The sequence below is a fragment of the Halomonas sp. ML-15 genome (assembly GCF_014779595.1).
Classification (GTDB): domain Bacteria; phylum Pseudomonadota; class Gammaproteobacteria; order Pseudomonadales; family Halomonadaceae; genus Franzmannia.
Genome location: NZ_JACXZT010000001.1, coordinates 345,362 through 369,595, shown reverse-complemented (window position 1 = coordinate 369,595; position 24,234 = coordinate 345,362). Strand labels below are relative to the sequence as shown.

Here is a 24,234-nt window from a genome sequence, read left to right as displayed (position 1 = left end):
TTGGCAGCGCTACGCGCTGCAATCGCGACTGACGTCGCTCCTGCAAGGCGGAGTGGCTACCGATGGCTCCTGAGTTGTCAACTAAATTTCAGCATATACTAAATTAAAGTTTTCTTTGCCCATGCCGATAGGGGCTATGGCTGATGCCGTGTCAGCCGTAGATCAGAAGAATTACATCGCATGGAGCAAGGGAATGAAGTTACGTAGAACACCGCTGGCCATGGCCATTTCACTTTCCGCTAGTGCCTTGGTCGGGATGGGGAGCGCGCAGGCCTTGGCGGCCCCCGTAGAGGAAGATCCCTACAGCTATGTGCCGTATTACCAGTACATCATGCTGGATGAGCCCGCTACGCTGGATGACGGCTACCAGCTGCTCGCCGGCCCCGCGTTGACGGTGCTCACTGAGATGGGGCCCTCGCAAAGAACACTGGAAGACCCGCTGTTCTTGTACGTGGGTGAGTATGACGGTGATTTTCCTTACGAGCGCCAAAATCCCGATAGCATAATTGCTGAAAACCGCATGGCAGTAGAGGTTCGCGATGGTTTCTGGGATGAGGCGATCATCGTCAACACCAGTGAGATCTCAGCCACTGGTACGATCAGCTACCCCGAAGGAGAAGATGATGCCCTGGGGGTCTCCATCGATCAGGCTCACCTGGTAGGGCTTTCGGCATCGGATGCCGATGCAGCGAAGCTGGGCGACCTGGCGGTCTTTGCCAGCGGTGAAGAGCGCGTGTTTCTCTATAACACCGGTACCATCCGTGCCGACGAGCTGGGCGTGTTGTTGATCAGCGACAGCATCGACGAGCATGGCACGACTGTTAGCGATGCAGCCGTGGTCGAAGGCAGCCTGGTGAACCTGGGGACGATCGAGTCAACCGGTGACAACGACGCCGCCTTCAGCTACGCCTTCGGCATGGCCAATGCCGAGCTTTATGGCAACATCGTCAACGGCTTGGATGGCCAAGACGGCCAGGCGGTGTTCCGCGGGCTAGATGGCGCGATCTATCTGCTCGACGGCTCTGTGCTGGAGGGCGATATCGTCAATCGAGGCCTGATGGAGGGCTATGACGGTATCCGCATTGAAGACAGCCATGTTGATGGCCGTATCCTCAACGCTGAGGGGGCAACAATTCGCGCGACCCACGGCACGGCCCTCTCGGTAGAGAATACCAGCGGCGATATCGTTATCGACCAGCGCGGGATCCTGCACTCCAAGCGCTATCTGGATAGTATTGGCACCGAATTCGATCCCGGCCAGGCCATGTACCTGCAAGGCCACAATGTGCATGCTCGCCTTTCTGCCGGCAGCGTGATCGGGGACATCGACTTCGATGGGGCAACGGTCACGCTGGCTGGTGGTGAGTACCAGGGGACGATTCGTAACCGCGGTGGCGTGTTCGTGGTGGATGGCATTCACGCGATTGACGGTGCCTACGAGCAGGGGGCGGGCGCGACGCTGCGTTTCTCCAGTGACCGCCTGAGCGGCCTGAGCGCCCAGCGCGTGACCCTGGCCGATGGTTCGACCATCGTGTTCGGCAATGGCGAGGCCTATCGTGACGGCGAGCAGTTGGTGATGCTCGATGCCGATGAGCTCGACTTCAATCTTGATGCACTCAATGTCGAGACGGCGTCCGGCTTCTATCGCGTGAGCGATGTCCGGCTCAGCGACGATGGTCATCAGCTGCTGGTGTCCTATGCGGGTGTCGACGGGCGTGAGGTGGCGCGCCGTGCCATTGATGTGAGTGGTGCGAGCGGCGCGAAGGCCGGCCAGCTTCGTGGCTTGGGCAATGCCCTCAATCGTGTGCTGGAGAATGGCGATCAGGCTGCTGTCGCGGCGTTGCTGGATGCCATTGGCGATGGCGAGCGGCTTGGCGAACTGTTGCCGGACAGCAGCGGTGCCAACGCCGAGGGCACCGATGCGGCCAGCCGGGCAGCGGGTAATCTGGTGTCGAGTCGTGCGCGTGGCGTGGCGGCCGGGGATGCGCTGGCCAGCAAGGGGATATGGCTCAAGGGCCTCTATGCCGAGGTCGACCAACGCATGCGCGATGGCGTAGAGGGTTACGACAGCGATACCCGCGGCTTCGTACTGGGTGCGGACGCCGAGCTGCATAACGGCACCGTGCTGGGCCTGGGCTGGGCGCACAGCAATACCGATACCAGCGGCCGCAATGGGCTTAGCGAAAGCGAGGTCGATTTCGACCAGCTGATCGCCTACACCAGCCGTGCCTATGGCAACTGGCTGTTCGATGCCCAGTTGAGCTACGGCAGGGGCAGCAATGAGTCGCTGCGCCGGACCATGGATGAAACCGCGCGTGCCGATTACGACAGCCGCCAGCGTGGGGTTCGGGCTGGCGCTGGTTATGCGCTGGCGCTGGATGATGCCACTACGCTGACGCCGCGCTTCTCCATGGACTATTCACACCTGAAGCTGGATGCCTATTCGGAAACCGGTGCCGGTGCGATGAACCTGAGCCTGGATGAGCAGCGCGTCGAGCGTTTCGAGTTGGGAGTGCAGGCAGAGCTTGGTCGCCTGACTCAGGTCAACGGGCTGATGGTGGAACCGCGCCTGACGCTGGGCATATTCCATGACCTGCAGGGCCAGGCCAACAGCAATCTGGCGGCCTTTGCCTTTGCTCCGGAAGATACCTTCGTGGTGCAGGGTGGCGATGTCGACAAGACGCGCTATACCGCCGGCGTAGGGGTAGACGTGTACAGCGAGGGCGGTTTTACCACTTCGCTGGATCTGAGCCATGGCTGGACCGATAGCATGACGGCCAATGCCGGTGAATTGACCGTGCGCTACGATTTCTGATCGAGTTGGTCAGCACCTGCTGAGCTGAAGAAACGCCCACTCCCTGCGGAGTGGGCGTTTTGCTTTATGACGGGGCGTCCAGTTCTTGGCACGCTGCGAAGAACGTCTCGATGGCCTGCCAGTCGAGTTGCCAAGGGCCGCTGTGTTGGGCTCCGGGTTGGATCTCGAGGCGATGGCAGCCGCGGGCCTGGCGATCGAGTTGATGCTGTGCCAGCGAAGGGGGAACGATGTCGTCATTGCCTCCCGCCAGGCTGTAGAAGGGCGTGGCGCTAGGGAGCGGCGAGCCGTTGGCGGGAGCGGGCAGGCGGTGGTGCTGGGCGAAGCTGGCGTCATCGAGATTGCCGGCCACGCTGATCAGCATCTCGACCTTGGGGTAGAGGTGAGCCAGCTGCTGAGCAAGATGGGCGCCCCCCGAAAAGCCGATGATGCGTACCGTTGCGCCGTCGGCGATCTCGTTCAGTGCGTCGAGCAGCTGTGCCTCGACCGCGGGACCGTAGCGCTGATGGGTCCAGAGCGAGAAGTGGCAGCCATCGGGCAGTGGTTGCAGGAACTGGCAGGGTCGCGCGAGATAGGCGACGTGAGAGTGTTCATCGTCCAGGGCGAGTTGCATGGCCACTGGCTTGCTTGGCGTGGGGTTGCTCGCGGGCCTGCCTCCGACTTGCCAGGCGCGGCCGTCGCCTTCCACATAGATGTGCCAGCTGGCTGGTGTCTCCTCGGGTGTCTCGCGGTACCAGGCGCGCATCAGGCTGGCATCGCCAATATCGGCTTCGTCTAGGCCTGCGGCTGCGAGTTGCTGCTCTGCGCCTTGGGTGGCGTATTCGCTGGGGCTGGTGGTGGCACATCCGGACAACAAGCTGGTAGCGAGCAGAAGAGCGGGGCGGCTGAGCGAGGTTGGGTACATGATAACGGCATCATCGGGGTGGCTGAGGCGCGACCTTATCCTCGATCGTGATGGGGCTCAACATCGCGAATGAGTTCGCACCCGCCACGGCGGTCTCAATGACCAAGTGCAACGCTTGACCCATCCGGGTGGAATTGCCATGACTCACTGCGATCATCACTTGACTGTTGAAGACCGAGCCATCATCACGCTGATGAATGCTCCCTATGTATCAAGCGGGTCGTCAATCCCCCGGGGCCTGACAGATAGTGTCCATCACTGCTTCGGCTGCGCGGCGCGCTCCTGGGACGCGCTGCATGTCGCGAGATATTCGTTGCAGCCGGGCAATCATCTTCTTATCGTCAAGGAGTGACATGATCGCCTTGCGGAGGGTGTCATTTGACAAGGTCGTCCGGTCAAGATGCCGCCCCGTTCCTGTCGCCTGCGCCCTCTGTGCATTATCATGGCCATCCCAGCAGTAGGGTATGACCAGCGAGGGTATGCCATAAAATAATGCTTCGCAGAAGCTATTGTTGCCCCCGTGGTGAATGAAGATAGCGCTTTGCTCTACGACTGAAGGCTGCGGAAACCAGCTGCCGAGATACACATTGTCCGGGACATGCTGATACGCCTCAAGAAAGCCGCCGACGTTGACCATGAAGCGTGCCGGCAATGTCGCAAAGACGTCGATCATCTTGCCAATCAAGTCGGTGTCGATGGATCCCAGACTACCGAAACTCATGTAGATCAACGGTCCGTTATCGGCTGGCAGCTGGGGAGGATCGAAACGTGACTCGTCCCTGACACATCCTTCCAGAAAGACGAAGCGGTTCGCAGGTAGAGGTCGTTCTCGTGAGTAACGTACGGCACTTGGGGCTAAGAGCAAATTCAATTTTTCTGAATTTTCCATGAAGGTACCGGGTGTTAGCGGTGGCAAGCCACGCGATTGCCGAAAAGCATTGTAACGACGGTGGGCTGCATCCGTTGCACTCAAGTAGGATTGTTTGAATCGAGTTATTGCCCGGGTGTCTTCCGGCGCGAGACCGGACAGATAGGGAGGGACCTTGGGATCGGGGATTTCAGTTTCGGCACATGATACGATCCGTATCCATGGATACCCAGAACGAACGATAGCCGGAAACATGATGACATTGTCGAGCAGTATGGCATCGGGACGAATCTGGTCCAATAGGCTCTCGATACCTGCTTCAGCATCTATGGCCGTATCCACTATGGCTTCCCAGGTCGGTGCCACATAGGTGGATAACTGCTCTTCGGCGCTGAGGTTGAAGTGCGGAATGTGCGTATTGATGAAGTCTTGCCAGTAGTCCTCGTTCTTCTGCGTATGTACCTGGGATGGGGCTGGCAGGTGGTATTCCTTGAAGCCGTACTCGGTAAATACGCCAGTAAAGCCCGGATGGCATAGGAAAACTGGAATTGCGCCCATGTGGCGCAATTGCTGGGCGATGCCCACACAGTTCAATGCTGCACCAAAGCTTGCCTCGGGAAACAGCGCAATGACTGGTGGTTGACTCATGGGCGAGCTCCTCGCATTAGCGGTGGTATCCCGCGATTGGCCGCTTCCGGCCGCCGAATTCGTGAACGGCGAAGATGGAGCACCATCTGATCCGCAGCAAGCTCAAATTGATGACGCTCAAGGCTATCGAGAATTTCGAGATGTTCGTCCAGTGACTGCCGTAACCTGAAGTCAGGAATGGCCATATCCTTCTGAGTGGCACGGCGTAGCCGGTGATGAGCCAGAAGGGCGCCCCGTGCAAAACGGTTTCCTGAACATTCGGCAATAAAGCTGTGGAATTCGGTATCAAGTCGCAAGAAGCCAGTGCTGGTGATGTGACCCTCTTGCGTATCATGGAGCTCTCGCATCCGTCTCTTGAGCAATCCGGCTTTCTTGATATCTATGATGAAGCCCGAGGCTAGAATTGCTTGAGGTTCAAGTGTGAGGCGGAAGGCCAGGCTTTCGTCGAGGGCCTTCGGCGTATCGAACATCGGTTGAAATGCCCAGGAGCGTCCCGGGAGCTGCGTGACCACACCATCTCGTGACAGTATTTTTAGCGCATTAAGTACTGAGTGTCGTGTAGCGTCGTAGCGCCGCACCAGTGCGCTGATGGACTGGATGTCACCGATGCGTCGATCGGTGCGGTCAGACAAGATTCTCTGGGCCAAGGAGTCTTCCATATCCTCGAGGCGATGGGCCGCGTCCGTCAGCCCGTCAGCTTGGCCTATCTCCAGAAAATATCCTTCTTCCTCCTTTTTGGATAAAATTTCCTTTTCTTCCAATATCTTAAATGCAGATCTGATTGGTGTTCGTGACACCCCGCAGGCTTCAGAAAAGACCTGTTCGGGCAGGTGGTCGCCCGGGCTCATGCCTCGTTCCAGCACAATGCCGATTACCTGTTGCGCCAAGGCAACGTGATTCTGTCGACTGCTTCGTCGGCTTTCAGTCATGCCAGCACCCCTATAAGAAGGATGAAGATCGAGTTGCAACCCCGCGAGGAGAAAAACAGCGAATACACATTGACGTATCTTTGTAATGATTAATACTAGCACACAGGGTCAGCAACAGGTAGTAACCTAAGCACCTCCTAGGGTGATGTCCTGCTGGAGAGCGATATAACAACAATGTTGAGGAGGCGACATGCAGCGCTCTACTGCCAATGGCCACCGGCCTTTCTTGCATTGCCAGCATGACTGCTGTCGATTGCGATGGTAATGCACCTGGGATGCCTTAAAGCGTCGCTATCCGCGCACTTTCGGCGGTAAGACTTATCGTTGACGTGTCGGATGTTTATCTGCCTAGCGTTCAGCAGGTGATAGTTGTTACCTGGTTGGACCGCTGTGTCGGGGTTATAGCTCTTAAGGTGCTGGAACTTCATCGTAGTTCACATACAACAAGAGAAGCGCTGCGTGACAAGCGCAGGCCAACGAAAGAGGAAATGACATGACAACCAAAACTTTTGCTTTCTTTCCAGAGGCCGCTTACGGACCGGCCCTCAACTCGGTTGGTATCGCCCAAGCCGTTGAGCGGATGGGGCATAAAGCCGTATTTCTTTCCGACCCTGGCTTTCTGGAGGTTTATGAGGGATACGGTTTTGAGGCATATCCGGTCAACCTCTCCGAGCCAATGTCTCCAGAGCAGATGGCAAGGTTCTGGGATGATTTTATCAATGGCCAAATTCCGAATTTTCGCAAAGCGCCGATTGATCAACTCGACAACTACGTCAGGGAGTGCTGGGAAGCCATTGTTGATAGCGCTAAGTGGGCGGAGGAAGATCTCCCCTTAATTCTGGCTAAAATCAAGCCTGATGTTATTTCTGTCGATAATGTTATTCTGTTTCCAGCCATCAAGCAGCATGGTGTTCCATGGGTCCGGGTCATTTCCTGCTCTGAAAATGAGATTGAGGATGATGGTATTCCTCCCCATCTCTCAGGGATGAGTGAGAATGACATCGAGGGCCACAAGGCATTCCGAAAAAAGTTTAAAGACGTTATCAAGCCCATACACGATGATTTTAACGGTTTCCTTGAATCTGCGGGTGAAGCACCATATCCCCTTGGTCAATTTTTCGAGGCTTCACCTTATCTCAACCTGATGCTCTATCCGGCACCGATCGCTTATAAGCGTCATCAACCGCTGGACCCAGTTCGCTTCCAGTATCTTGAAGGCTGTGTCCGTCAAGATGAGGCTTATGTGATCCCTGAGTTTAAGAAAAACAAAGACGGGCCTCTGCTTTACGTTTCTTTCGGTTCACTTGGGGCGGGAGATACTGATCTACTCAAACGCCTGATTATATTGCTTGACAAGACCCGTTATCGGGCACTCGTGAATGTTGGTGATTACAAGGATGAATATACAGACATTCCCGACAACGTGATCATTGATAGCTGGTTCCCTCAACCTTCTGTTATCCCACAAGTTGATGCAGTGATTCATCATGGCGGTAATAACTCGTTCACTGAGTGTCTCTATTTTGGAAAACCCGCCATCATCATGTCCTATGTCTGGGATGGGCACGATAATGCCATGCGTGTCCAGGAGACCGGTCATGGTCTGCGCTCGGAACGCTACGAATGGACAGATGAGGAACTGATCGAAAAGATCGAGACATGTCTCAACGACCCCGACATGGCGGCACGGCTCAAGACAACGTCGGAGCATATGCAATCCCAAAACGGTCAGGCAAAGGCAGCGCGTCTGTTGATAGAGATTGCGGAGAAGCACTCATGACAAATTTGAGCGCCACGGCGCCCTATATTCATGGGGCGACGCATTACAATGACCTCGTTGATTGGGGGACGCAGCCCGATAGCCTAGAGGGTGAGTCGCACTCCAAAGGCCGTCTTCTCTTCAAAGGACCGGATAATTCCCCCGAGACCGGCCTATGGGTTTGTACCCCTGGTAGGTGGCGACTCTCTATCCCACGAGATGAGTTCTGCCACTTCGTGGCGGGGCATGCAATCTACCATGGAGATAACGGTGAAACGATAGAGATTTACCCTGGTACCTGTGTGCTCTTTCCCGCTGGATGGTCAGGAGAGGCTGACGTTCAAGAAACCATCCGCAATGTCTACATGCTCAGCTGAAACGGATACCCATTATGAATACACCCGTCATGCACAAACCGCTCGACATCACCGATGCGGTCGATTGGGGAAAGATCCCGACGATGATCGAGGGCGAGTCTCACACATCCGGCGTGCTGCTGCATAAAGGGCCGGATGGTCAGTCCGAATGCGGCCTATGGAGCTGTACACCCGGGAAATGGGAATGTCACGTCACACGTGATGAATTCTGTCACTTCCTAGAAGGGCGCTGCACTTACGTACATGAGAGTGGTGAGGTGATTGAGATTACACCCGATACCGCCGCGTTTTTCCCGCAGGATTGGAAAGGAACATGCACGGTTCACGAGACGGTCAAAAAGGTTTACATGATCCGATGACTGCGATGAGTCACGACATGGCAATGCTGACGCCAACAGCGGCCAGGTTTTTGGCGTGCCACGGGTATGCTCAAGCGTGCCTCGAGCCCTTGGCTGGCGACGCCTCGTCGCGGCGATATGTTCGCTTGCCGGAGGCCGGGCTGCTGCTGATGGAGGATCGCGATGACCCTGTAGGTTTCGCCGCCTATCTACGGTTGTCCGATCACCTGAGGTCCCTAGGGTTCTCTGCGCCTGTTGTGCATGTCGCTGAGTCCGCCGATGGGCTCGCGCTAGTGGAAGATTTTGGAGATCAAACTTACACGGCCAGTCTGGCAGCGGGTACTGACGAGGATACGCTGTACTCGCTTGCCATCGATACACTCTTGCAGCTGCATCACCATCCGAGCGCGACTCTGGTCGCCCAGCCAGTCTATGACATGACGATGCTGCTCGATGAGCTCGATATCTTTTCTGAATGGTATGCCCCTGCGGTCGCCGTGGATATTGATCGTCTGGCCTTTGCTCAGGAGTTTCGCATGCTGTGGGCAAGCGCATTAGCCCCGGCAGAGGGGAGGGTCGACACGCTAGTGCTTCGAGATTTTCATGTCGACAACCTGATGCTGCTGTCACAGCGAAAAGGTGTGGCGCGCTGCGGGCTGCTGGATTTCCAGGACGCCGCTCTGGGCCCATGTGAATATGATGTGGTCTCGCTGCTCCAGGACGCCCGGCGGGATCTGGCTCCTGGGCTAGAGAATCGTATGCTGGAGCGCTATATCAGCGGAGCGCCTGAATGGCTAGGCGATGCCGAGGAGATACGCCAACGCTATGCGCTGCTGGGGGCACAGCGCCATGCACGCATTGCCGGCATTTTTCTGCGTCTTAACCAGCAAGAAGGAAAGTCGCGCTATCTCACTTACCTGCCCCGTGTTCTTGGGCAGTTGGAAGCTAGTCTTGCCAAGGCCGGGCTCACCGATATCACTGACTTTCTTAACCAGACATTGCCCAGCTGGCAGGCCATAGGCGCAGCCCTGGGCGACGGTTACCATGACACTCAAGGAGCGCCCCATGTCTGACACGGCAACCCCTCAGTACTATCTCGTGCCGAACTATCATATTAGCGAAAATCCGTCTCAGCTGGTGATTGATCCCGCGACCCTCAATGAGGTGGGGGTGCGAGCCGACGTAAGCGCCGATGAACTCGACAGGGTGCTCACTCGCGTCAACGCTGCACAGACGGGCTGGAAGCGTCTGGATGCCAAGACGCGTGCCCAGTACCTGCACCAACTCGCCAATCGGATCGAAGCCACCGACATGAGCCGGTGCGCGATGCTGATGAGTCGCGAGATGGGGAAGCCTTACCCGGAAGCTATTGGCGAAGTGGCCAACTGCGCTCCAATCTTTCGCTACTACGCGGAAATGGCGCGTGATGAGGCGGGCAAAGTCGCGGGCACGACCCAGGCCGGTTCGCTTCAGTATGCCCGCTATGAACCCTATGGTGTCTCCGCTCACATCATGCCTTTCAACTTCCCCATCCTGCTGATGTGCTGGACGGTGGCCGCTTCACTGTCCGCAGGCAACGGTTGTGTCGTCAAACCCGCTGAAGCTACCACACTCTCAACCCTGGAGTTCATGAAGGTATTTAATGAACTTCCCGAGGGGCTGGTCGCCTGCGTGCCCGGTGGGGCCGAGGTTGGAAAAGCATTGGTCGAAAGCGAGCAGACACATGCCATCGCCTTTACCGGTTCCGTAACCGCCGCCCAAGCGGTGGCCGCGGCTGCGGCTGAACGCATGAAGCCTGCCGTGATCGAAGCAGGTGGCTCGGATCCGATGATTATTACCGCGAATGCACCACTTGAGGTTGCCGCCGCGGGTGCGGTCACCGGGGCGTTTCATATGTCGGGGCAGGTTTGCACCTCCACCGAGCGACTCTATGTCGTCGACAGCATTCATGATGCGTTCATCGATGCCTTTGTCGCGGAGACCTCACGTCTGCGTATTGGCAACGGCCTGGAGAAGTCCGAGATCGGCCCGTTGGTCAACCAAGCCGCACGGGACAAGGTCCGACGTCTTGTCGACGATGCCGTCGCAAAGGGGGCCAAGGTCGCTTGTGGTGGACGTATTCCCCCCGGCTTCGATACGGGGTGGTTTTATGAGCCGACGGTTCTTACCGAGTGCACGCCTGAGATGGACATCTTCAATGAAGAGCTCTTCGGCCCGGTTGTCGCAGTGATGCGCGTTCCTGATTTCGATACCGCCCTGAAAGCCGCTAACAACAGCCGCTTCGGGCTCGGGGCATCTGTCTTCACGACTGACCTGGCGGAGGCGCACGAGGCGTCTGAGCGTCTCGAGGCGGGTATGGTCTGGATCAACAATCCATTGATCGACAATGACGCTCTGCCTTTCGGCGGCTGGAAAGCCTCAGGCCTTGGTCGAGAGCTTGGGCGTCAGGGGCTCGACGCGTTTCGCCGTACCAAGATGGTCATACTCGATCATCAACCGGTTCGGCAGGAGTGGTGGTATCCGTACCCTGACGACTGGTTTTTCGATGGAGGGGGACGCAAGCATGTCTGAATCCCGCGTACCGACCAGAGGACACTTAATATGACAACTCAGCTCTACATCGATGGGATCTTTGTTGAACCCGCTTCCGGCCGGAGCTTCCCAGCAGTGGATCCGGCCACCGAGTCAGCGTTTGCTTCCGTGGCAGCCGGTAATGCGACTGATGCAGACCGCGCAGTGAATGCTGCCCGTCACGCCTTTGACGATGGGCGCTGGTCGCAGTTGCCTGTTGCCGAGCGAACGGCAGTGCTTCGTCAGATAGCAGCAGGCATTCGCGCCAACCTGGACGAGATTGCAGCCCTCGAAACCCGCGACAACGGCAAGCCGCTGCCGGAAGCGATATGGGATATTGAGGATGCGGCCTTTTGCTTCGATTATTACGCTGATCTGGCAGACGCAGCAGAGGCGCGTGGCGATACGGCAGTCGACGTGGGAGACGATCGTTTCGACAGTCGTATCCGTCGTGAACCAGTGGGAGTCGTGGCGGCGATCACGCCGTGGAACTTCCCTTTGCTGATGGCAGTATGGAAAGTGGCACCGGCACTGGCGGCAGGGTGTACGGTGGTCCTCAAGCCCTCTGAACTGTGTTCTCTATCCTGTGTGGAACTGGCGAAGATCATCGATGCTGTCGGCGTTCCCGCTGGCGTCTTCAATCTGGTGACGGGCAGTGGTCCTGAGGCGGGCGCTCCCCTGACCGAACACGCGCTGGTGGACAAGGTCGCCTTCACTGGCTCGGTGCCTACTGGCCGCAAGGTCATGCAAGCTGCTGCTGCGGGCATCCGTACCGTTTCTTTGGAGCTGGGAGGAAAGTCGCCCTTCATCGTCTTCGCCGACTGTGACATCGACAAGGCGGTGGAATGGATTCTATTCGGTATCTTCTGGAACAAAGGCGAGGTCTGTTCGGCGACATCCCGTGTGCTCGTTGAGCGTCGACTCTACCCACGCTTGCTGGAACGGCTGAAGAGCGAAGCCGAGAAGATTGTCATCGGCCCGGGGGATCAAGCGGGTGTCAAACTCGGGCCAATCGTTTCCAAGAACCAGTATGAAAAGGTCATGGGCTTTCTTGACCGTGCCCAGCACTGCGGTGCTCAGCGACTGACCGGCGGCGGTCGCCCCGACGGCATGGAGACTGGCTATTACATCGCGCCCACGATCTATGCAGACGTCCCGCTTGATGCTGAAATCTGGTGCGAGGAGGTGTTCGGCCCCGTCGTTTGTATCAATCCTTTCGACACCGAAGATGAGGCCATATCGCTTGCCAATAATGGTCCTTTTGGCCTGGCCGGCGCCGTCATGTCTGATGACCTGGAGCGCTGTGATAGGGTGGCATCCAGGTTGCGTGCTGGCATCATCTGGGTCAATTGTTCACAGCCCACCTTCATCCAAGCGCCCTGGGGTGGTTATAAGAGCTCCGGGATCGGTCGTGAGTTGGGTGAGGCTGGCTTCGAAGCTTATCGCGAACTCAAGCAGATAACGCGATTCGACCACCATGAGACATGGGGGTGGTATCTCGGTACGGAGAACGCCCAATGAGCCGTCTTCCTGCAATGGTCGCGGCCGTTATTCTGGCTGCCGGGAAGGGCTCTCGCATGGAGTCTGATGTCCATAAGGTACTGCATCCTCTGGCAGGCAAGGCCCTGCTCGCCCATGTCCTTGACAACCTGAAAGCACTTGGCGCCGAACGCGAGGTCGTCGTCTTAGGGGCCGGACGTGAGCAGATTACGAGTGCCTTTCCCAGACTTACGACCGCGGTACAGGAAGAGCAGCTGGGCACGGCTCATGCCGTGCAGGTGGCGGCTCCGGCATTAGAGGATTTCGACGGCATTGTGCTGGTTCTTTACGGTGACGTACCCCTTGTATCTGCCGAAACCATGGCTCGGCTATGCATGGCAGTGGATGATGTGACTCCGCTTGCCGTCTTGGGCTTTCGTCCCGAGGATACGCGTTCATATGGTCGACTCGTCACGGATACCAGTGGCGGGCTGGAGCGGATTGTCGAGCATGCCGATGCGACACCGGCCGAGCGTGCCATCGGCCTATGCAACTCCGGCATTGTCGCTGCACGTGCCGAGCGGCTTTTTTCTCTGCTGTCACGGGTCGGTTGCGATAATGCTAAAGGCGAGTATTACTTGACGGATATTGTGGGACTTGCCAGGCAGGAAGGGTACCGGGTTGCCACTGTCGAAACTGATTCTCAGGAAGTCACGGGGGTGAATTCAAAGCAGGAGTTAGCTGAATTGGAATCGCTGATCCTCAATCCTACCCGATAATGAAGAGGACCAATATGCCCACTAGCACCCGGTTCGACAACGCCATTCGCACTCCCTTTTGGCAGGAAACGGTTCCACCGCAAGTGGCTTGCCCGGCACTCAGCGCTGAAACCACATGCGACCTCGCGGTTATCGGCGGGGGGTTCACTGGGCTGTGGTGCGCACTCAAGGCGCGTGAGCGTTATCCCGATGCCAGAATTGTCGTACTCGAAGCCTCCCTTTGCGGTAATGCTGCCAGTGGCCGCAACGGGGGGTTCTGTGCCCCGAGCATTTCACATGGTGTTTCCAACGCCGTGTCACGCTGGCCCAAGGAGGCGACCACGCTGGTACGCCTGGGAATGAGCAATCTCGACGGGCTAGAAGAAGACCTGGAACATTATGGTATTGATGCGGAATTTGAGCGTAGGGGTAAGCTCAATGTCGCGGCCACGCCGTGGCAGGCCGCAGGGCTCACATCGATGCAGGCTGCCTATGCTAGGTTTGGGATAGAGACGACCCTGCTGGAAGGTGAGGCCCTGCAAGAGCGTTTCGATAGTCCGAAGTATGTTACGGGACTCTTCGAACCCAATTATGCGGTGGTAAACCCTGGGAAGCTGGTTGCGGGGTTACGCCAGGCGTGTTTGGCGCAAGGAATCGACATTCACGAGCATACGCCCGTCACCGCGCTGGAACAGACTCCCCAGGGGGTGCGCCTTACTACCCCCGAAGCGTCACTTCATGCATCACGCACTGCGATGGCGACCAATGCGGCCGTCCCGCTGTTGAAGCGCCTGAAAATGGCGGTGATCCCGATTTTCGATTACACGCTGGTCACCGAGCCCCTAAGCGATTCCCAGCTGTCAGCTATTGGCTGGCAGGGGCGGCATGGCATCGCCGATACCGGTAACCAATTCCACTATTTCCGTAAAACTGCCGACAACCGCATCCTCTGGGGCGGGTTCGATGCTATCTATCACTACGGCAGTCGCCAAGACGCCGCACTATTACATCGCCCGGAAAGCTACGCCCGCCTGGAGTCCAACTTCAACGATGCCTTTCCATGCCTGGAGAATGTAGAGTTTACCCATGCCTGGGGGGGAGTCATCGATACATCAGCCCGCACGACCTTCTTCGCCGGCACCGCGTCCAAGGGGCGTCTGGCCTACGCGATGGGCTTCACCGGGCAAGGCGTCTCGGCCAGCCGTTTCGCTGCACTCACCATGCTTGATTTGCTCGACGGCGAGCAAACCGAGCGCACGCGCCTTGGGATGCTGCGCCGCTTTCCGGTGCCTTTCCCCCCTGAACCGATCCGCACTGGGGCCGTAAGACTCGCGCAACGTCACTTGGCTCTAGAGGATCGTACAGGGCACCGTTCGCTTTATCTGAGAGTACTGGATCGGGTTGGTGTAGGCTTCGGCTCATGATGCATTGAGAAGTGGGCGTCGCTTATCTTGATCCCACCTTCTTCATCAGGGCGCTGATAGGTCGCCTGGTCGGCGCGGGTGTCGCGCAGGCGCTGCTCGTCGAGCACCATGCCCAGACCCGGCGCTTCGGAGAGGGTCAGCCAGCCGGTGTCGTCGGTGGCAAATGGGGCGACCAGCGGATAGTCGCGGGCTTCCAGGGTCCATTCCGGTGGATCGAAGGGAAATTCCAGGAAGGGACAGCCCTCCGGTCCCACGCTGCCGGCGGTCAAGTGCAGGTTGGCGATCAGACCGATACCGTTGCCCCAGGTATGCGGGGTAAACCACTTGCCGTGCGCCGTCACTTCCTGCGCCAGTCTCGATAGCCCCAGCATGCCGATGGTGCAGACCGCGTCCGGCTGGTAGACGTCCAGGCAATCGCGCCGCAGCATTTCGTGGAACTCGTAGGGTTCGCGGGTCATCTCGCCGCCAGCGATCTTCAGCCGCTCGCCGGTACGTGCATTAAGCGCCGCCATGCCCGGGTAGTCGCCCCGGTAGAGTGGCTCCTCCATCCATAGTACGTCGTGGCGGATCAGCTCCTCCGCGACCTCGCTGGCCTTGGCCAGGTCCCAGGGCGCCTGCACGTCCCACGGCATCCGCCAGCCCTGATTGCAGTCGACCATTAGGATGAAGTCTGGGCCGAGCTCCCGGCGAACCGCCGCCAGCGCCGCGATGTCGTCATCGATTCGCGGCCGGCCGAAGCGCAGCTTCATGGCTGGAAAGCCGGCGTCGCGAACCTGTTCGGCCATTGCCACCAGTTGCTCCACGGGGCGGTGGGTGCCGCTGGAGGCATAAGCACGCAGGCGGTTCGAGGCGCCGCCCAGCATGCGCCACACCGGCTCGCCACGAATCTTGCCGGCGAGATCCCAGAGCGCGACCTCCAGCGGCCAGCAGCGACCGGCATGGAAGCCGATGTTGTCGATCACGCCACTGTGCCGCTCCAGGTCCAACGGGTCGCGGCCGATGAACAGCGAGCGAAAGTCCTCGAAGCCGTACATCACGTCGCCGGAGCCGACGCCCTCGCGCCCGTCACTATCGATCACGCGGACCAGTGTCGCTGGAAATAGCCGCCGTGGCTGGCTGTCCCAGGCCGCTGGAAAGGGCGGTTCCAGAGGATACTGATGGTGGCTGATCTCGATGCGTTCGATAACGCTCATGCTGGCTGCTCCCGGGTGGCGCTGATGAGGGTAGCCTGACGGCGCTCAAACAGCGCCACCGTGGCCTCGGCCAGCGCAAGCCAGTCTTCAGCCGCCGGCCGTCGTGCGGCATTGTTCGCCATTGGGGCGTTCTCTTCGGCTTGCATGGTAGCGGCGAGTGCCTCGGCATCCATCTTGAGGTTGGCGAAGGGGGCCAGCGCGGCGTTAAAGCGGGCGGCATCGACCAGAGCGCTGAAGCGTGCGGGCAGATCGCTCGCGACGTCGCCGCTTGCCAGGGCGTCGGCCGCCGCGGTGAAGACGGCCTCGCGTCCTTCGATCGTCCAGGCTAGCGTAGCCTCCACACCGAGCGTGACGGCCACACCATGTGGCAGGTGATACAGCGAGCCGAGAGCGTGGCCGATGTTGTGGCCTAGCCCCGTGCCGCCATTGTCGATTGCTTGGCCGGCGAGGCAGGCGGCGACCTGCATCTGCTGTCGCGCCTCCAGATCGTTTGGGGCGACGACCGCACGGGGCAGCGCCTGCCCGATCAGTCGCATCGCCTGCAGCCCGCTGGCCTCGATAAAGGCGTGGCGGCCTTGGCCGCTGGTCGCCTCGAGGGCGTGTACGAAGGCGTCCAGTCCGGTGGCGGAGGTGAGCGACGCCGGCAGGCTGAGGGTCAGTTCGGGGTCGAGCAGCACCGCATCGGGCAGCAGCTCGTCTCCCCAGGCCCACTGCTTGCGACCCTGGTCGTCGGCGATGATCGAGGTGCGCGTGACCTCCGAGCCGGTGCCGGAGGTGGTGGGGATCATCACCGCCGGGGCGCGGCCCTGCCATGGCGTGCGGGCAAGCAGATAGTCGGCCATGGCGCCGGGGCTTGCCGCCAGGGCGGCCACCAGCTTGGCGATGTCGAGCGCGGTGCCGCCGCCAAGGCCGATCACCAGGGGCGCGTCGAGACTACGCGCAGCCTCGGTGCCGGCGTCGACGGTGGCCAGCGTCGGCTCGCCAGGAGGGGCGATGAATGGCGTCACCGGGAGGTCATCGCCCAGCAGTGTGGTCAAGGTATCGACCAGGCCGGTAGCGGCGATGCCGGCGTCGGTGACCATCAGTGCGCTGCGGGCCTGATGGGCCAGGCATAGTTCAGGCAGTCGCGCCAGCGCACCAGCGCCGACCACCAAGGGCACTTGCCGGCCGGTGGTGAAGTTCATCTGCATGTCAGGTATCCAGCTCGATCCAGGTGGTCTTGAGTTCGGTGTACTTGTCGAAGGCGTGCAGCGATTTGTCGCGGCCCTGTCCGGACTGCTTGAAACCGCCGAAGGGGGCGTTGATGGAGGTGTGGTCGTAGCAGTTGACCCAGACGGTACCTGCGCGCAGAGCGCGGGCGGCGCGGTGACCGTCGCTCATACGATTGGTCCAGACTGCTGCGCCAAGGCCATAGACGGTGTCGTTGGCGACGGCTAGGGCCTCGTCGAGGTCATCGACGCTGATCACCACCAGCACCGGCCCGAAGATCTCCTCGCGGGCGATGCGCATGTCGTTGGTCACGTCGTCGAAGATCGCTGGGGTAATGAAGTCGCCGCCGCTCTCCTGGCGCACGCGCTCGCCGCCGAACAGCAGCCGGGCGCCTTCATCGCGGCCCTGCTGGAGGTAGCCCATGACCTTGTCGGCGTGCTCGGGCTCGATCATGGCGCCCATCTGGGTGTCGGGATCGAGAGGGTCTCCCGGCTGCAGCTTGTCGGCCCACTGGCGCACCTTGGCCAGCAGCGCATCCTTGATGCTGCGGTCGACGATCAGCCGTGTGCCGGCGTGGCAGGTCTCGCCCTGGTTGTACCAGACGCCGTAGGCGACATACATGGCGATACTGTCTAGGTCATCGACGTCGCGGGTGACGATATGCGGGCTCTTGCCGCCACACTCCAGGCCGATGCGCTTCATGTTGGAGCGTGCCGAATACGCCAGGAATTTTTTACCGACCTCGGTAGAACCGGTAAAGCCGACGGCGTCGACATCATCGTGCAGCCCCAGCGCCTGGCCGGCTTGGTGCCCCAGGCCGGTGATCACTTGAAGGGCGCCGCTGGGGATGCCAGCGTCACGCGCCAGGGCGGCGACGCGCAGGGTGGCCAGCGTCGACTGTTCAGCGGGTTTGAGAATCACCGAGTTGCCGGCGCCAAGCGCTGGGCCGAGCTTCCAGCCGGCGATGATCAGGGGATAGTTCCAAGGCACTACCGCAGCAACCACACCGACCGGCTCGCGCTCGATGAGGCAGACACTGGACGCGCCGTTGGGCGCGGTTTCGCCGTATAGCTTGTCGAGGGCCTCGGCGTACCAGCGCAGTCCGCCGACCAGGCCCGGCACATCCACGCTGGTGGTCTGGCTGATCGGTTTGCCGGTCTCCAGGGTCTCGAGCAGGGCGATCTCGTCGGCGTGGGCGGTGATGGCATCGGCCCAGGCGAGCATACGTGACTTGCGCTCGGTGGGCGGCAGGTCGCGCCATTCGCCGTCGTTGAAGGTGCGGCGAGCGATTGCCACTGCCCGGTCGACATCGGTGGTGTCACATGCGGCTACCTCGACCAGTGGCTGGCCGGTGGCCGGGTTGTGAGCGGTGAAGGTGCGGCTGGAGGCGGCGTCGCACCAGTTGCCATCCAGATAGGCGTGGCGGGGCAGCGGCAGCCGCGCGGCTAGCTCGCGCCAACCCGTCAGGTCGCGTGTTCGGGGCGTGAGTATCGCGGTGTCGTCGGCCATGATGATCGGTTTCCAAAGCTGAAGGATGGGGATCTCGATGGCTAGTCTGGGCAGCGTTGGATGGGGCGACAAACGAGGATTTGGTACGCTGGGCATGAGTAAAACGCATGGTGTGCCGGAGCAATCCAGGCCCCTAGGCACCATTTTTCGACAAAAACCCCGACAAAACCGCATGAGGGGCCATCGCCCATGAGTCGTTACCTGCCTCCGCTCAACGCCCTCAAGGCTTTCGAGGCCGCCGCGCAGTGCCAGAACTTCACCCAGGCGGCGCAGCGGCTGCACGTGACTCAGAGTGCGATCAGCCGCCAAGTGCGCCATCTGGAGGAGCAGCTGGGCGTCACCCTGTTCGAACGGCGACCGGGGCAGCTGCGGCTGACAGAAGCAGGGCGCCGCCTGCTGCCGGCTTTGAGCACCTCCTTCGACCGCATCGCCCTGACGGTGCGCGATCTCGCCTCACCGACGGACCTCACTCGCTTGCGTCTCAACGTACCGCCGACCCTGGCCAGCCGCTGGCTGGTGCCGCGTCTGGACGATCTGCGGCGGCGCTATCCCACCCTGTCGTTGACCTTGACGACCCGTGAGGTCGACGACCTGTCTGCCGATAGTGCCCTGGATGCCGCCATTCGCTTCGGCGACGGCGACTGGACCGACGTCGAACCGCACTTTCTGATGCAGGAGAACCATATCGCGGTTTGCTCGCCTCGCCTGCTGCGTGATGGACGACCGCTGGACCTGAACGAACACCCACTGCTGCACGTGATGCGCACCCCCGAGGATCGCTTCCCTACCTGGCGGCACTGGCTGGATACGGCGGGGATTGAAGGCGTCGATACCGAGGGTGGGCTGGAATTCGACATGCTCGACTTGGCAATCCGCGCAGCGCTGGAGGGGTTGGGCATCACCATTGCCGACCGCGCCATGGTCGCCCGTGAGCTGGACACCGGGGCGCTGGTTCAGCCGCTGGCGGCGGCGATGCCGGGGCATCAATCCTACTGGTTCACCACGCGACCGGGTCAGGGCGACGAGCCGGCCCTGACGCTGTTGCGCGACTGGTTGTATGGCGCTGTGAACAGCGACGGTGCTTAGTGCTGTGTGGGTAGCGCTTCCGCTATTACCTCTCGCAACCGGTTAACGAAGGCCTCGAAGGCCGGATGCGTCAGGCTGGGCGAGCGGTGAATCTCCAGCTCGGCGGGGGGGAGCGAGGGTAGCCCCTCGGCCTCGCCGAGCATTCGCCAGTGTGGCGGAAGCATGCGCCGCTCGCTGAGCGTCACGGCCCGGGCCTGATCGACGATCACGCGCAGGCCGCTGGGGCTCTGGCTGGTCGAGTCGACCTGCCAGGCCAGCCCTTGTTCGGTGAGTGCCTGCAGCGCACGACGTCGGTAGATGCATTGTTCGGGAAATAGCGCCAGCGGCAGCGGGCTTCCCGGGTCGTAGTGGAAGTTACGATGCGCTGCCCACACCACTGATGCCTTACCGACCACCTCGCCGCCGCTGTTGGCGGCGTGGCGGACTGCCAGCACCAGGTCCAACGAACCGTCATCGAGCTGCTCGAGCAGCTCGGTGGACATGCGGCAGTGGATATGCACCCGCACTTCCGGATGCACCGCCGAGAAGCGCTCGAGGAGCGCAGGCAGCCAGGTATCGGCGTAGTCCTCGGGCAAGCCGAAGCGCAGGGTTATCGGTTCGCTAGAAACGCTTAGCGCTCCCAGGGCCTCGCGCTGAAGCTGCAGTAGGCGCCTTGCGTAAACCAGGAAGGTCTGGCCGTCCGCTGTCAGCGACAGGCGACGACTGGTGCGGTTCAGCAACCGCGTGCCGAGGCGATCCTCGAGGGTGCGGACTCGCAAGCTGATGGTCGACTGGGTTTTGTGAAGGTAGCGCGCGGCCGTCGTGAAGCCACCACCATCTGCCACGGTGACGAAGGCGAGCAGCAGATCGCTGTCGAGGGCGGGTAGACGTGATTGATCGGAATTGCCGATTGAATCCATCGGAATGACTCGTTTTTCTAATCGATGTGGGGCGTCCAGCATAAGTCTCGACAAGGGCAACCGATACCCCAGGAGGCTACCGATGAGTGCTACCGACCATGGCCTGGCCAACGCCGAGGCGCTGGATCTTTCCGATATCGTCGATACCGACCGATACCCGTTGCATCGGCCAGATGACCCCGAGCTGCTCGAGACGATTGAGACGGCCCGTGCCCACCTCGATCGCGAGGGCTGCGTCGTCTTGCGTGGTTTCCTCCGCGAGGACCGCCTCGAGCGCATTCGAAGCGAGAGCGCGCGGATGGCCGAGACAAGCTTCTACAACACCCGCGAGGTCAATGCCTACTTCACCGCCGACGACCCGGAGCTGCCCGAGCAGGATCCCCGGCGGCTGTTCATGACCCGGACCAGCGGCTTCGTGACCCGCGACATGATCACCGCCGACACCCTGATCCATCGGCTCTATGTCTCCCGCGCCATGAAGTCGTTGGTACAGCGCTGCCTGGGCGAGTCACACATTTACGAGTATGCCGACCCCTACGCCGGGCTGGTACTCAACGTAATCCCGGACGGCACCGAGCAGCCGTGGCATTACGATACCAACGAGTTCATCGTCACCATGATGACCCAGCAGCCCGAGCATGGCGGGGTGTTCGAGTACTGCCCCAACATCCGTAACCCCCAGGATGAGAATTACGACGACGTTGGCGCGGTGATTCGCGGCGAGCAGTCGCAGCGCGTCCAGTGGCTGGACCTGCGCCCGGGCGATCTGCAGCTGTTCAAGGGGCGTTTCAGCCTGCATCGGGTGACCCGCGTGGAGGGCGACACGCCGCGCCTGACAGCGATTTTTGCCTATTCGAAGGCACCCGACGTAGTGGGTCGACTGGAGCGTACCCGACAGCTCTACGGTCGCGTCTCGGAGCAGCACATGCTGGCCGAAGAACGGCGCGAGACACGTGCCGATGGCCTGATCGACTGAGCCTGCCCCATACCACCGGTTTTTCGACCTTTGCATTATGGAGTCCCCCATGAAGATGGACCTAGCGGCCATGAACATTCTGCCGCCCACTCATGATCCGGCGGCATGCGAGCCTTCCGCCGACGAGATCCCGCGCATCCTGCTGGATCGGCTCGGGCGGGTGCGCGCCGAGCTGGCCAAGCGCGACATCACCGCTGCGGTGCTTTTCGACCCTGCCCATGTGCGCTACGCCACCGGCTCGCGGAACATGCAGGTCTACAGCTCGCGCAATCCGGCACGCTATGCCTTCGTGCCCGCTGAAGGGCCAGTGGTACTGTTCGAGTTCTCCGGCTGTGAGCACTTGGCCAGTCATTTGCCCACCGTGGATGAGATCCGGCCAGCGAAGGCGATTTCCTACTACTTCAACGAGAAGAACACCGAGGCGGTAACCCGCGCCTGGGCCGACGAAATAGCCGATCTGGCACGCCAGTGTGGAGGAGGAGAGCGCATCGCGATCGAGAGCGCCACGCCGCAGGCGGCTTTCGAGTTACAGCGCCGTGGCTACCAGGTTCTGGACGCCCAGGAGCCCCTGGAACAGGCGCGCGCCTACAAGGTGCCCAACGAGATCAAGATGGTCCGTTCATCGCTACGTGCCGTAGAGGACGGCGTGCGCAAGCTGGAGGCGGCCATTGCGCCGGGCGTCAGCGAGAACGCCGTCTGGGCCAAACTGCATGAGCACATCATCGCGACCGATGCCGACTTCGTGGAGACGCGGCTGATGAACTCTGGTCCGCGCACCAACCCGTGGTTCCAGGAGTGCTCTGAGCGTCTCATCCGCGACGGCGAGTTGGTGGCCCTGGATACCGACGTGGTGGGCCGGTACGGCTACTACGCTGACTTCTCCCGCACCTTCCTGTGCGGTGATGGCAGGGCCAGCGCGTCCCAGCGCGACCTTTACCAGCTGGCCTATGAGCAGATCCGCACCAACATGGATAACCTCAAGCCCGGTGTCACCTTCAAGGAGTACGCCGAACGCGCCTGGCGCATCCCGTCCGCCTATCGGTCGCGGCGTTATTTTGCCCTGGCGCATGGGGTGGGCATGAACGGTGAATACCCCTACATCGTTCACCGTGAGGATATCGACGACAAGGGTTATGACGGTGTCATTGAACCGGGTATGACGCTCTGCGTGGAAAGCTTCATCGGCCATGAGGACGGGGGCGAGGGCGTCAAGCTCGAGGAGCAGCTGTACGTGCGAGATGACGGCCGCGTCGAGCTACTGTCGGATTATCCCTTCGATCCCAGACTGATTGGCTAGGCGTAAGCAATCGCGCTATTCCCTTTTCTCATGGCAGGCATTCTTAATCCATGGGAGGGGGATGGCGATTACCTTGTTAGTATCTAAAACTGAAAAATAACCCAATAACGGAGATAATTAGATGAAAAAAGTTTCATCCGCACTACTGGCCTTCGCTTTGATCCCAACGAGTCAGGCCCTTATCGCAGACGAAAAGAGCATCGTCATCGGCACCAACAACTGGGCCGAGAACATTGCCGTTGCCAATATGTGGAAGATCTTGCTAGAGGAGGAGTACGGCTACGATATAGAGCTCTCCAATGTCAGCAAGAATGCGCTCTATGCGGCCATGGCCCAAGGCGATATAGACATCTCCTTGGAGATCTGGTTGCCGATCACCGACCAGCCATTTCTCGATCCCTTCGAGGAGCAGCTAGAGGTGCATGATGCCTGGTACGATGGCACTGGCCTGGGCTTGGTCGTGCCCAGCTATGTCGACATCGATACCATTCCGCAACTCACTGAGCGCGCAGACGAGTTCGATTATCAAGGCCGCCCGGCGATCCTTGGCATCGACAGTGGCTCCGCAATAGCTGGCCTCACCGACGACGCCATCGAGGCGTATGAACTGCCGCTAACGCAGGTCAACAGTTCCGAGGCTGCGATGATGGCAGCGTTCGGCGCCGCCTATGAGAATGAAGAAACCATGGTCGTGACCCTGTGGAGTCCTCACTGGGCCTTTGCCGAGTATGACCTCAAATATCTCGAGGACCCTCAGGGCATCTTCGGCGAAGATGAGACCATCTACTGGTTCTCGCGTAGCGACTTTGCCAGCGAGGATCCCTGGCTGACCGAGGTGCTGAATGGTTGGTACATGGACGATGACAGCCTGGGAGGCCTGATGGCTGTCATCGAGGAGCTTGGCGACCCCGTCGAAGGTGCTCAGCAGTGGATCGATAACCACCGGGGCATGGTCGACGAGTGGTTGGACGTGGATGCCGAGGCAGGTTGACTTGGAGGTATCTGGACACGGCATTCTGCTTGCATCGCGACTGAAGTCGCTCCCACAGTGGGTATGGCGCCAAGGCAAATGTAGGAGCGAATTTATTCGCGATGGGTTTGACCTACCCAGCAGCGCTGCGCGCTGCATCGCGGTTGAAACCGCTCCCACACTGGGGGCGGCCCCCCCTGGTAAATGTAGGAGCGAATTTATTCGCGA

20 protein-coding genes are annotated in these 24,234 nt (G+C 60.0%); 13 read left to right on the top strand and 7 right to left on the bottom strand.

Annotation, left to right across the window (positions count from 1 at the left end):
* The first annotated feature begins 193 nt into the window (after positions 1 to 193).
* Complete coding sequence (locus IEI94_RS01690; protein ID WP_191164908.1) at positions 194 to 2,815, top strand: autotransporter outer membrane beta-barrel domain-containing protein; 2,622 nt, start codon at positions 194 to 196, stop codon at positions 2,813 to 2,815.
* Between the two features lie 64 nt (positions 2,816 to 2,879).
* On the opposite strand, the gene IEI94_RS01685 is transcribed toward IEI94_RS01690, so the two are convergent.
* The 3 genes from IEI94_RS01685 to IEI94_RS01675 form a co-directional block, all read right to left on the bottom strand.
* Entirely contained in the window at positions 2,880 to 3,716 is an 837-nt protein-coding gene (locus IEI94_RS01685) for an alpha/beta fold hydrolase (protein ID WP_191164906.1), read from the bottom strand.
* A 223-nt stretch (positions 3,717 to 3,939) separates the two neighbouring features.
* Complete coding sequence (locus IEI94_RS01680; RefSeq protein ID WP_191164904.1) at positions 3,940 to 5,232, bottom strand: nucleotide disphospho-sugar-binding domain-containing protein; 1,293 nt, start codon at positions 5,230 to 5,232, stop codon at positions 3,940 to 3,942.
* Positions 5,229 to 6,161 (bottom strand): GntR family transcriptional regulator, encoded by a 933-nt coding sequence (locus IEI94_RS01675; RefSeq protein WP_191164902.1) that lies wholly within the window; start codon positions 6,159 to 6,161, stop codon positions 5,229 to 5,231. Before IEI94_RS01675 ends, IEI94_RS01680 begins: the two co-directional genes overlap by 4 nt.
* A gap of 493 nt (positions 6,162 to 6,654) precedes the next feature.
* Here IEI94_RS01675 and IEI94_RS01670 point away from each other — a divergent pair, with 493 nt between their 5' ends.
* The 8 genes from IEI94_RS01670 to IEI94_RS01635 are packed head-to-tail and all read left to right on the top strand — an operon-like array spanning position 6,655 to position 14,867.
* On the top strand, positions 6,655 to 7,941 hold the full coding sequence (locus tag IEI94_RS01670; protein WP_191164900.1) for a nucleotide disphospho-sugar-binding domain-containing protein: 1,287 nt from the start codon (positions 6,655 to 6,657) through the stop codon (positions 7,939 to 7,941).
* Complete coding sequence (locus IEI94_RS22920) at positions 7,938 to 8,297, top strand: cupin domain-containing protein (protein ID WP_224749867.1); 360 nt, start codon at positions 7,938 to 7,940, stop codon at positions 8,295 to 8,297. The genes IEI94_RS01670 and IEI94_RS22920 overlap by 4 nt, the downstream gene beginning before the upstream one ends.
* Positions 8,298 to 8,311: 14 nt before the next feature.
* The gene (locus tag IEI94_RS01660; RefSeq protein ID WP_191164898.1) at positions 8,312 to 8,656 is read left to right on the top strand and encodes a cupin domain-containing protein; all 345 of its coding nucleotides are present in this window, start codon (positions 8,312 to 8,314) and stop codon (positions 8,654 to 8,656) included.
* Positions 8,657 to 8,673: 17 nt separating this feature from the next.
* The gene (locus IEI94_RS01655; RefSeq protein ID WP_224749866.1) at positions 8,674 to 9,708 is read left to right on the top strand and encodes an aminoglycoside phosphotransferase family protein; all 1,035 of its coding nucleotides are present in this window, start codon (positions 8,674 to 8,676) and stop codon (positions 9,706 to 9,708) included.
* Positions 9,701 to 11,206, top strand: a complete 1,506-nt coding sequence (locus IEI94_RS01650) for an aldehyde dehydrogenase family protein (RefSeq protein ID WP_191164896.1) — start codon at positions 9,701 to 9,703, stop codon at positions 11,204 to 11,206. Before IEI94_RS01655 ends, IEI94_RS01650 begins: the two co-directional genes overlap by 8 nt.
* A gap of 30 nt (positions 11,207 to 11,236) precedes the next feature.
* Complete coding sequence (locus IEI94_RS01645) at positions 11,237 to 12,727, top strand: aldehyde dehydrogenase family protein (RefSeq protein ID WP_191164894.1); 1,491 nt, start codon at positions 11,237 to 11,239, stop codon at positions 12,725 to 12,727.
* Complete coding sequence (locus IEI94_RS01640; RefSeq protein WP_191164892.1) at positions 12,724 to 13,464, top strand: sugar phosphate nucleotidyltransferase; 741 nt, start codon at positions 12,724 to 12,726, stop codon at positions 13,462 to 13,464. The genes IEI94_RS01645 and IEI94_RS01640 overlap by 4 nt, the downstream gene beginning before the upstream one ends.
* A gap of 14 nt (positions 13,465 to 13,478) precedes the next feature.
* Complete coding sequence (locus tag IEI94_RS01635) at positions 13,479 to 14,867, top strand: NAD(P)/FAD-dependent oxidoreductase (RefSeq protein WP_191164890.1); 1,389 nt, start codon at positions 13,479 to 13,481, stop codon at positions 14,865 to 14,867.
* Here the strand turns inward: IEI94_RS01635 and IEI94_RS01630 are convergent.
* Genes IEI94_RS01630 through IEI94_RS01620 form a run of 3 tightly spaced genes read right to left on the bottom strand, consistent with a single transcriptional unit; the run spans position 14,822 to position 18,778 of the window.
* Entirely contained in the window at positions 14,822 to 16,060 is a 1,239-nt protein-coding gene (locus tag IEI94_RS01630) for a mandelate racemase/muconate lactonizing enzyme family protein (protein WP_224749865.1), read from the bottom strand. The two genes, IEI94_RS01635 and IEI94_RS01630, sit on opposite strands and share 46 nt — an antisense overlap.
* Positions 16,057 to 17,250 (bottom strand): iron-containing alcohol dehydrogenase, encoded by a 1,194-nt coding sequence (locus IEI94_RS01625; RefSeq protein ID WP_191164888.1) that lies wholly within the window; start codon positions 17,248 to 17,250, stop codon positions 16,057 to 16,059. Before IEI94_RS01625 ends, IEI94_RS01630 begins: the two co-directional genes overlap by 4 nt.
* Before the next feature lies 1 nt (position 17,251).
* Positions 17,252 to 18,778 (bottom strand): aldehyde dehydrogenase, encoded by a 1,527-nt coding sequence (locus tag IEI94_RS01620; protein WP_224749864.1) that lies wholly within the window; start codon positions 18,776 to 18,778, stop codon positions 17,252 to 17,254.
* 189 nt (positions 18,779 to 18,967) lie between these two features.
* On the opposite strand from IEI94_RS01620, the gene IEI94_RS01615 reads away from it, so the two are divergent.
* Positions 18,968 to 19,864, top strand: coding sequence for a LysR substrate-binding domain-containing protein (locus tag IEI94_RS01615; protein WP_191164885.1), 897 nt, complete (start codon positions 18,968 to 18,970; stop codon positions 19,862 to 19,864).
* Here IEI94_RS01615 and IEI94_RS01610 read toward each other — a convergent pair.
* A complete protein-coding gene (locus IEI94_RS01610) occupies positions 19,861 to 20,763 on the bottom strand; it encodes a LysR substrate-binding domain-containing protein (RefSeq protein WP_224749863.1) in 903 nt (300 codons plus the stop codon). The two genes, IEI94_RS01615 and IEI94_RS01610, sit on opposite strands and share 4 nt — an antisense overlap.
* Positions 20,764 to 20,845: 82 nt before the next feature.
* On the opposite strand from IEI94_RS01610, the gene IEI94_RS01605 reads away from it, so the two are divergent.
* The 3 genes from IEI94_RS01605 (at position 20,846) to IEI94_RS01595 (ending at position 24,027) form a co-directional block, all read left to right on the top strand.
* Positions 20,846 to 21,739, top strand: a complete 894-nt coding sequence (locus tag IEI94_RS01605; RefSeq protein ID WP_191164881.1) for a hypothetical protein — start codon at positions 20,846 to 20,848, stop codon at positions 21,737 to 21,739.
* A 49-nt stretch (positions 21,740 to 21,788) separates the two neighbouring features.
* The gene (locus IEI94_RS01600) at positions 21,789 to 23,036 is read left to right on the top strand and encodes a M24 family metallopeptidase (RefSeq protein ID WP_224749862.1); all 1,248 of its coding nucleotides are present in this window, start codon (positions 21,789 to 21,791) and stop codon (positions 23,034 to 23,036) included.
* Positions 23,037 to 23,157: 121 nt separating this feature from the next.
* Entirely contained in the window at positions 23,158 to 24,027 is an 870-nt protein-coding gene (locus IEI94_RS01595) for a glycine betaine ABC transporter substrate-binding protein (RefSeq protein WP_191164879.1), read from the top strand.
* Positions 24,028 to 24,234: the final 207 nt, after the last annotated feature.

Bases quoted from the DNA above. Each gene is read 5' to 3' on its own strand.
- IEI94_RS01690 (WP_191164908.1), top strand. From the start codon at position 194: ATGAAGTTACGTAGAACACCGCTGGCCATGGCCATTTCACTTTCCGCT.
- IEI94_RS01685 (WP_191164906.1), bottom strand. From the start codon at position 3,716: ATGTACCCAACCTCGCTCAGCCGCCCCGCTCTTCTGCTCGCTACCAGC.
- IEI94_RS01680 (WP_191164904.1), bottom strand. From the start codon at position 5,232: ATGAGTCAACCACCAGTCATTGCGCTGTTTCCCGAGGCAAGCTTTGGT.
- IEI94_RS01675 (WP_191164902.1), bottom strand. From the start codon at position 6,161: ATGACTGAAAGCCGACGAAGCAGTCGACAGAATCACGTTGCCTTGGCG.
- IEI94_RS01670 (WP_191164900.1), top strand. From the start codon at position 6,655: ATGACAACCAAAACTTTTGCTTTCTTTCCAGAGGCCGCTTACGGACCG.
- IEI94_RS22920 (WP_224749867.1), top strand. From the start codon at position 7,938: ATGACAAATTTGAGCGCCACGGCGCCCTATATTCATGGGGCGACGCAT.
- IEI94_RS01660 (WP_191164898.1), top strand. From the start codon at position 8,312: ATGAATACACCCGTCATGCACAAACCGCTCGACATCACCGATGCGGTC.
- IEI94_RS01655 (WP_224749866.1), top strand. From the start codon at position 8,674: ATGGCAATGCTGACGCCAACAGCGGCCAGGTTTTTGGCGTGCCACGGG.
- IEI94_RS01650 (WP_191164896.1), top strand. From the start codon at position 9,701: ATGTCTGACACGGCAACCCCTCAGTACTATCTCGTGCCGAACTATCAT.
- IEI94_RS01645 (WP_191164894.1), top strand. From the start codon at position 11,237: ATGACAACTCAGCTCTACATCGATGGGATCTTTGTTGAACCCGCTTCC.
- IEI94_RS01640 (WP_191164892.1), top strand. From the start codon at position 12,724: ATGAGCCGTCTTCCTGCAATGGTCGCGGCCGTTATTCTGGCTGCCGGG.
- IEI94_RS01635 (WP_191164890.1), top strand. From the start codon at position 13,479: ATGCCCACTAGCACCCGGTTCGACAACGCCATTCGCACTCCCTTTTGG.
- IEI94_RS01630 (WP_224749865.1), bottom strand. From the start codon at position 16,060: ATGAGCGTTATCGAACGCATCGAGATCAGCCACCATCAGTATCCTCTG.
- IEI94_RS01625 (WP_191164888.1), bottom strand. From the start codon at position 17,250: ATGCAGATGAACTTCACCACCGGCCGGCAAGTGCCCTTGGTGGTCGGC.
- IEI94_RS01620 (WP_224749864.1), bottom strand. From the start codon at position 18,778: ATGGCCGACGACACCGCGATACTCACGCCCCGAACACGCGACCTGACG.
- IEI94_RS01615 (WP_191164885.1), top strand. From the start codon at position 18,968: ATGAGTCGTTACCTGCCTCCGCTCAACGCCCTCAAGGCTTTCGAGGCC.
- IEI94_RS01610 (WP_224749863.1), bottom strand. From the start codon at position 20,763: ATGGATTCAATCGGCAATTCCGATCAATCACGTCTACCCGCCCTCGAC.
- IEI94_RS01605 (WP_191164881.1), top strand. From the start codon at position 20,846: ATGAGTGCTACCGACCATGGCCTGGCCAACGCCGAGGCGCTGGATCTT.
- IEI94_RS01600 (WP_224749862.1), top strand. From the start codon at position 21,789: ATGAAGATGGACCTAGCGGCCATGAACATTCTGCCGCCCACTCATGAT.
- IEI94_RS01595 (WP_191164879.1), top strand. From the start codon at position 23,158: ATGAAAAAAGTTTCATCCGCACTACTGGCCTTCGCTTTGATCCCAACG.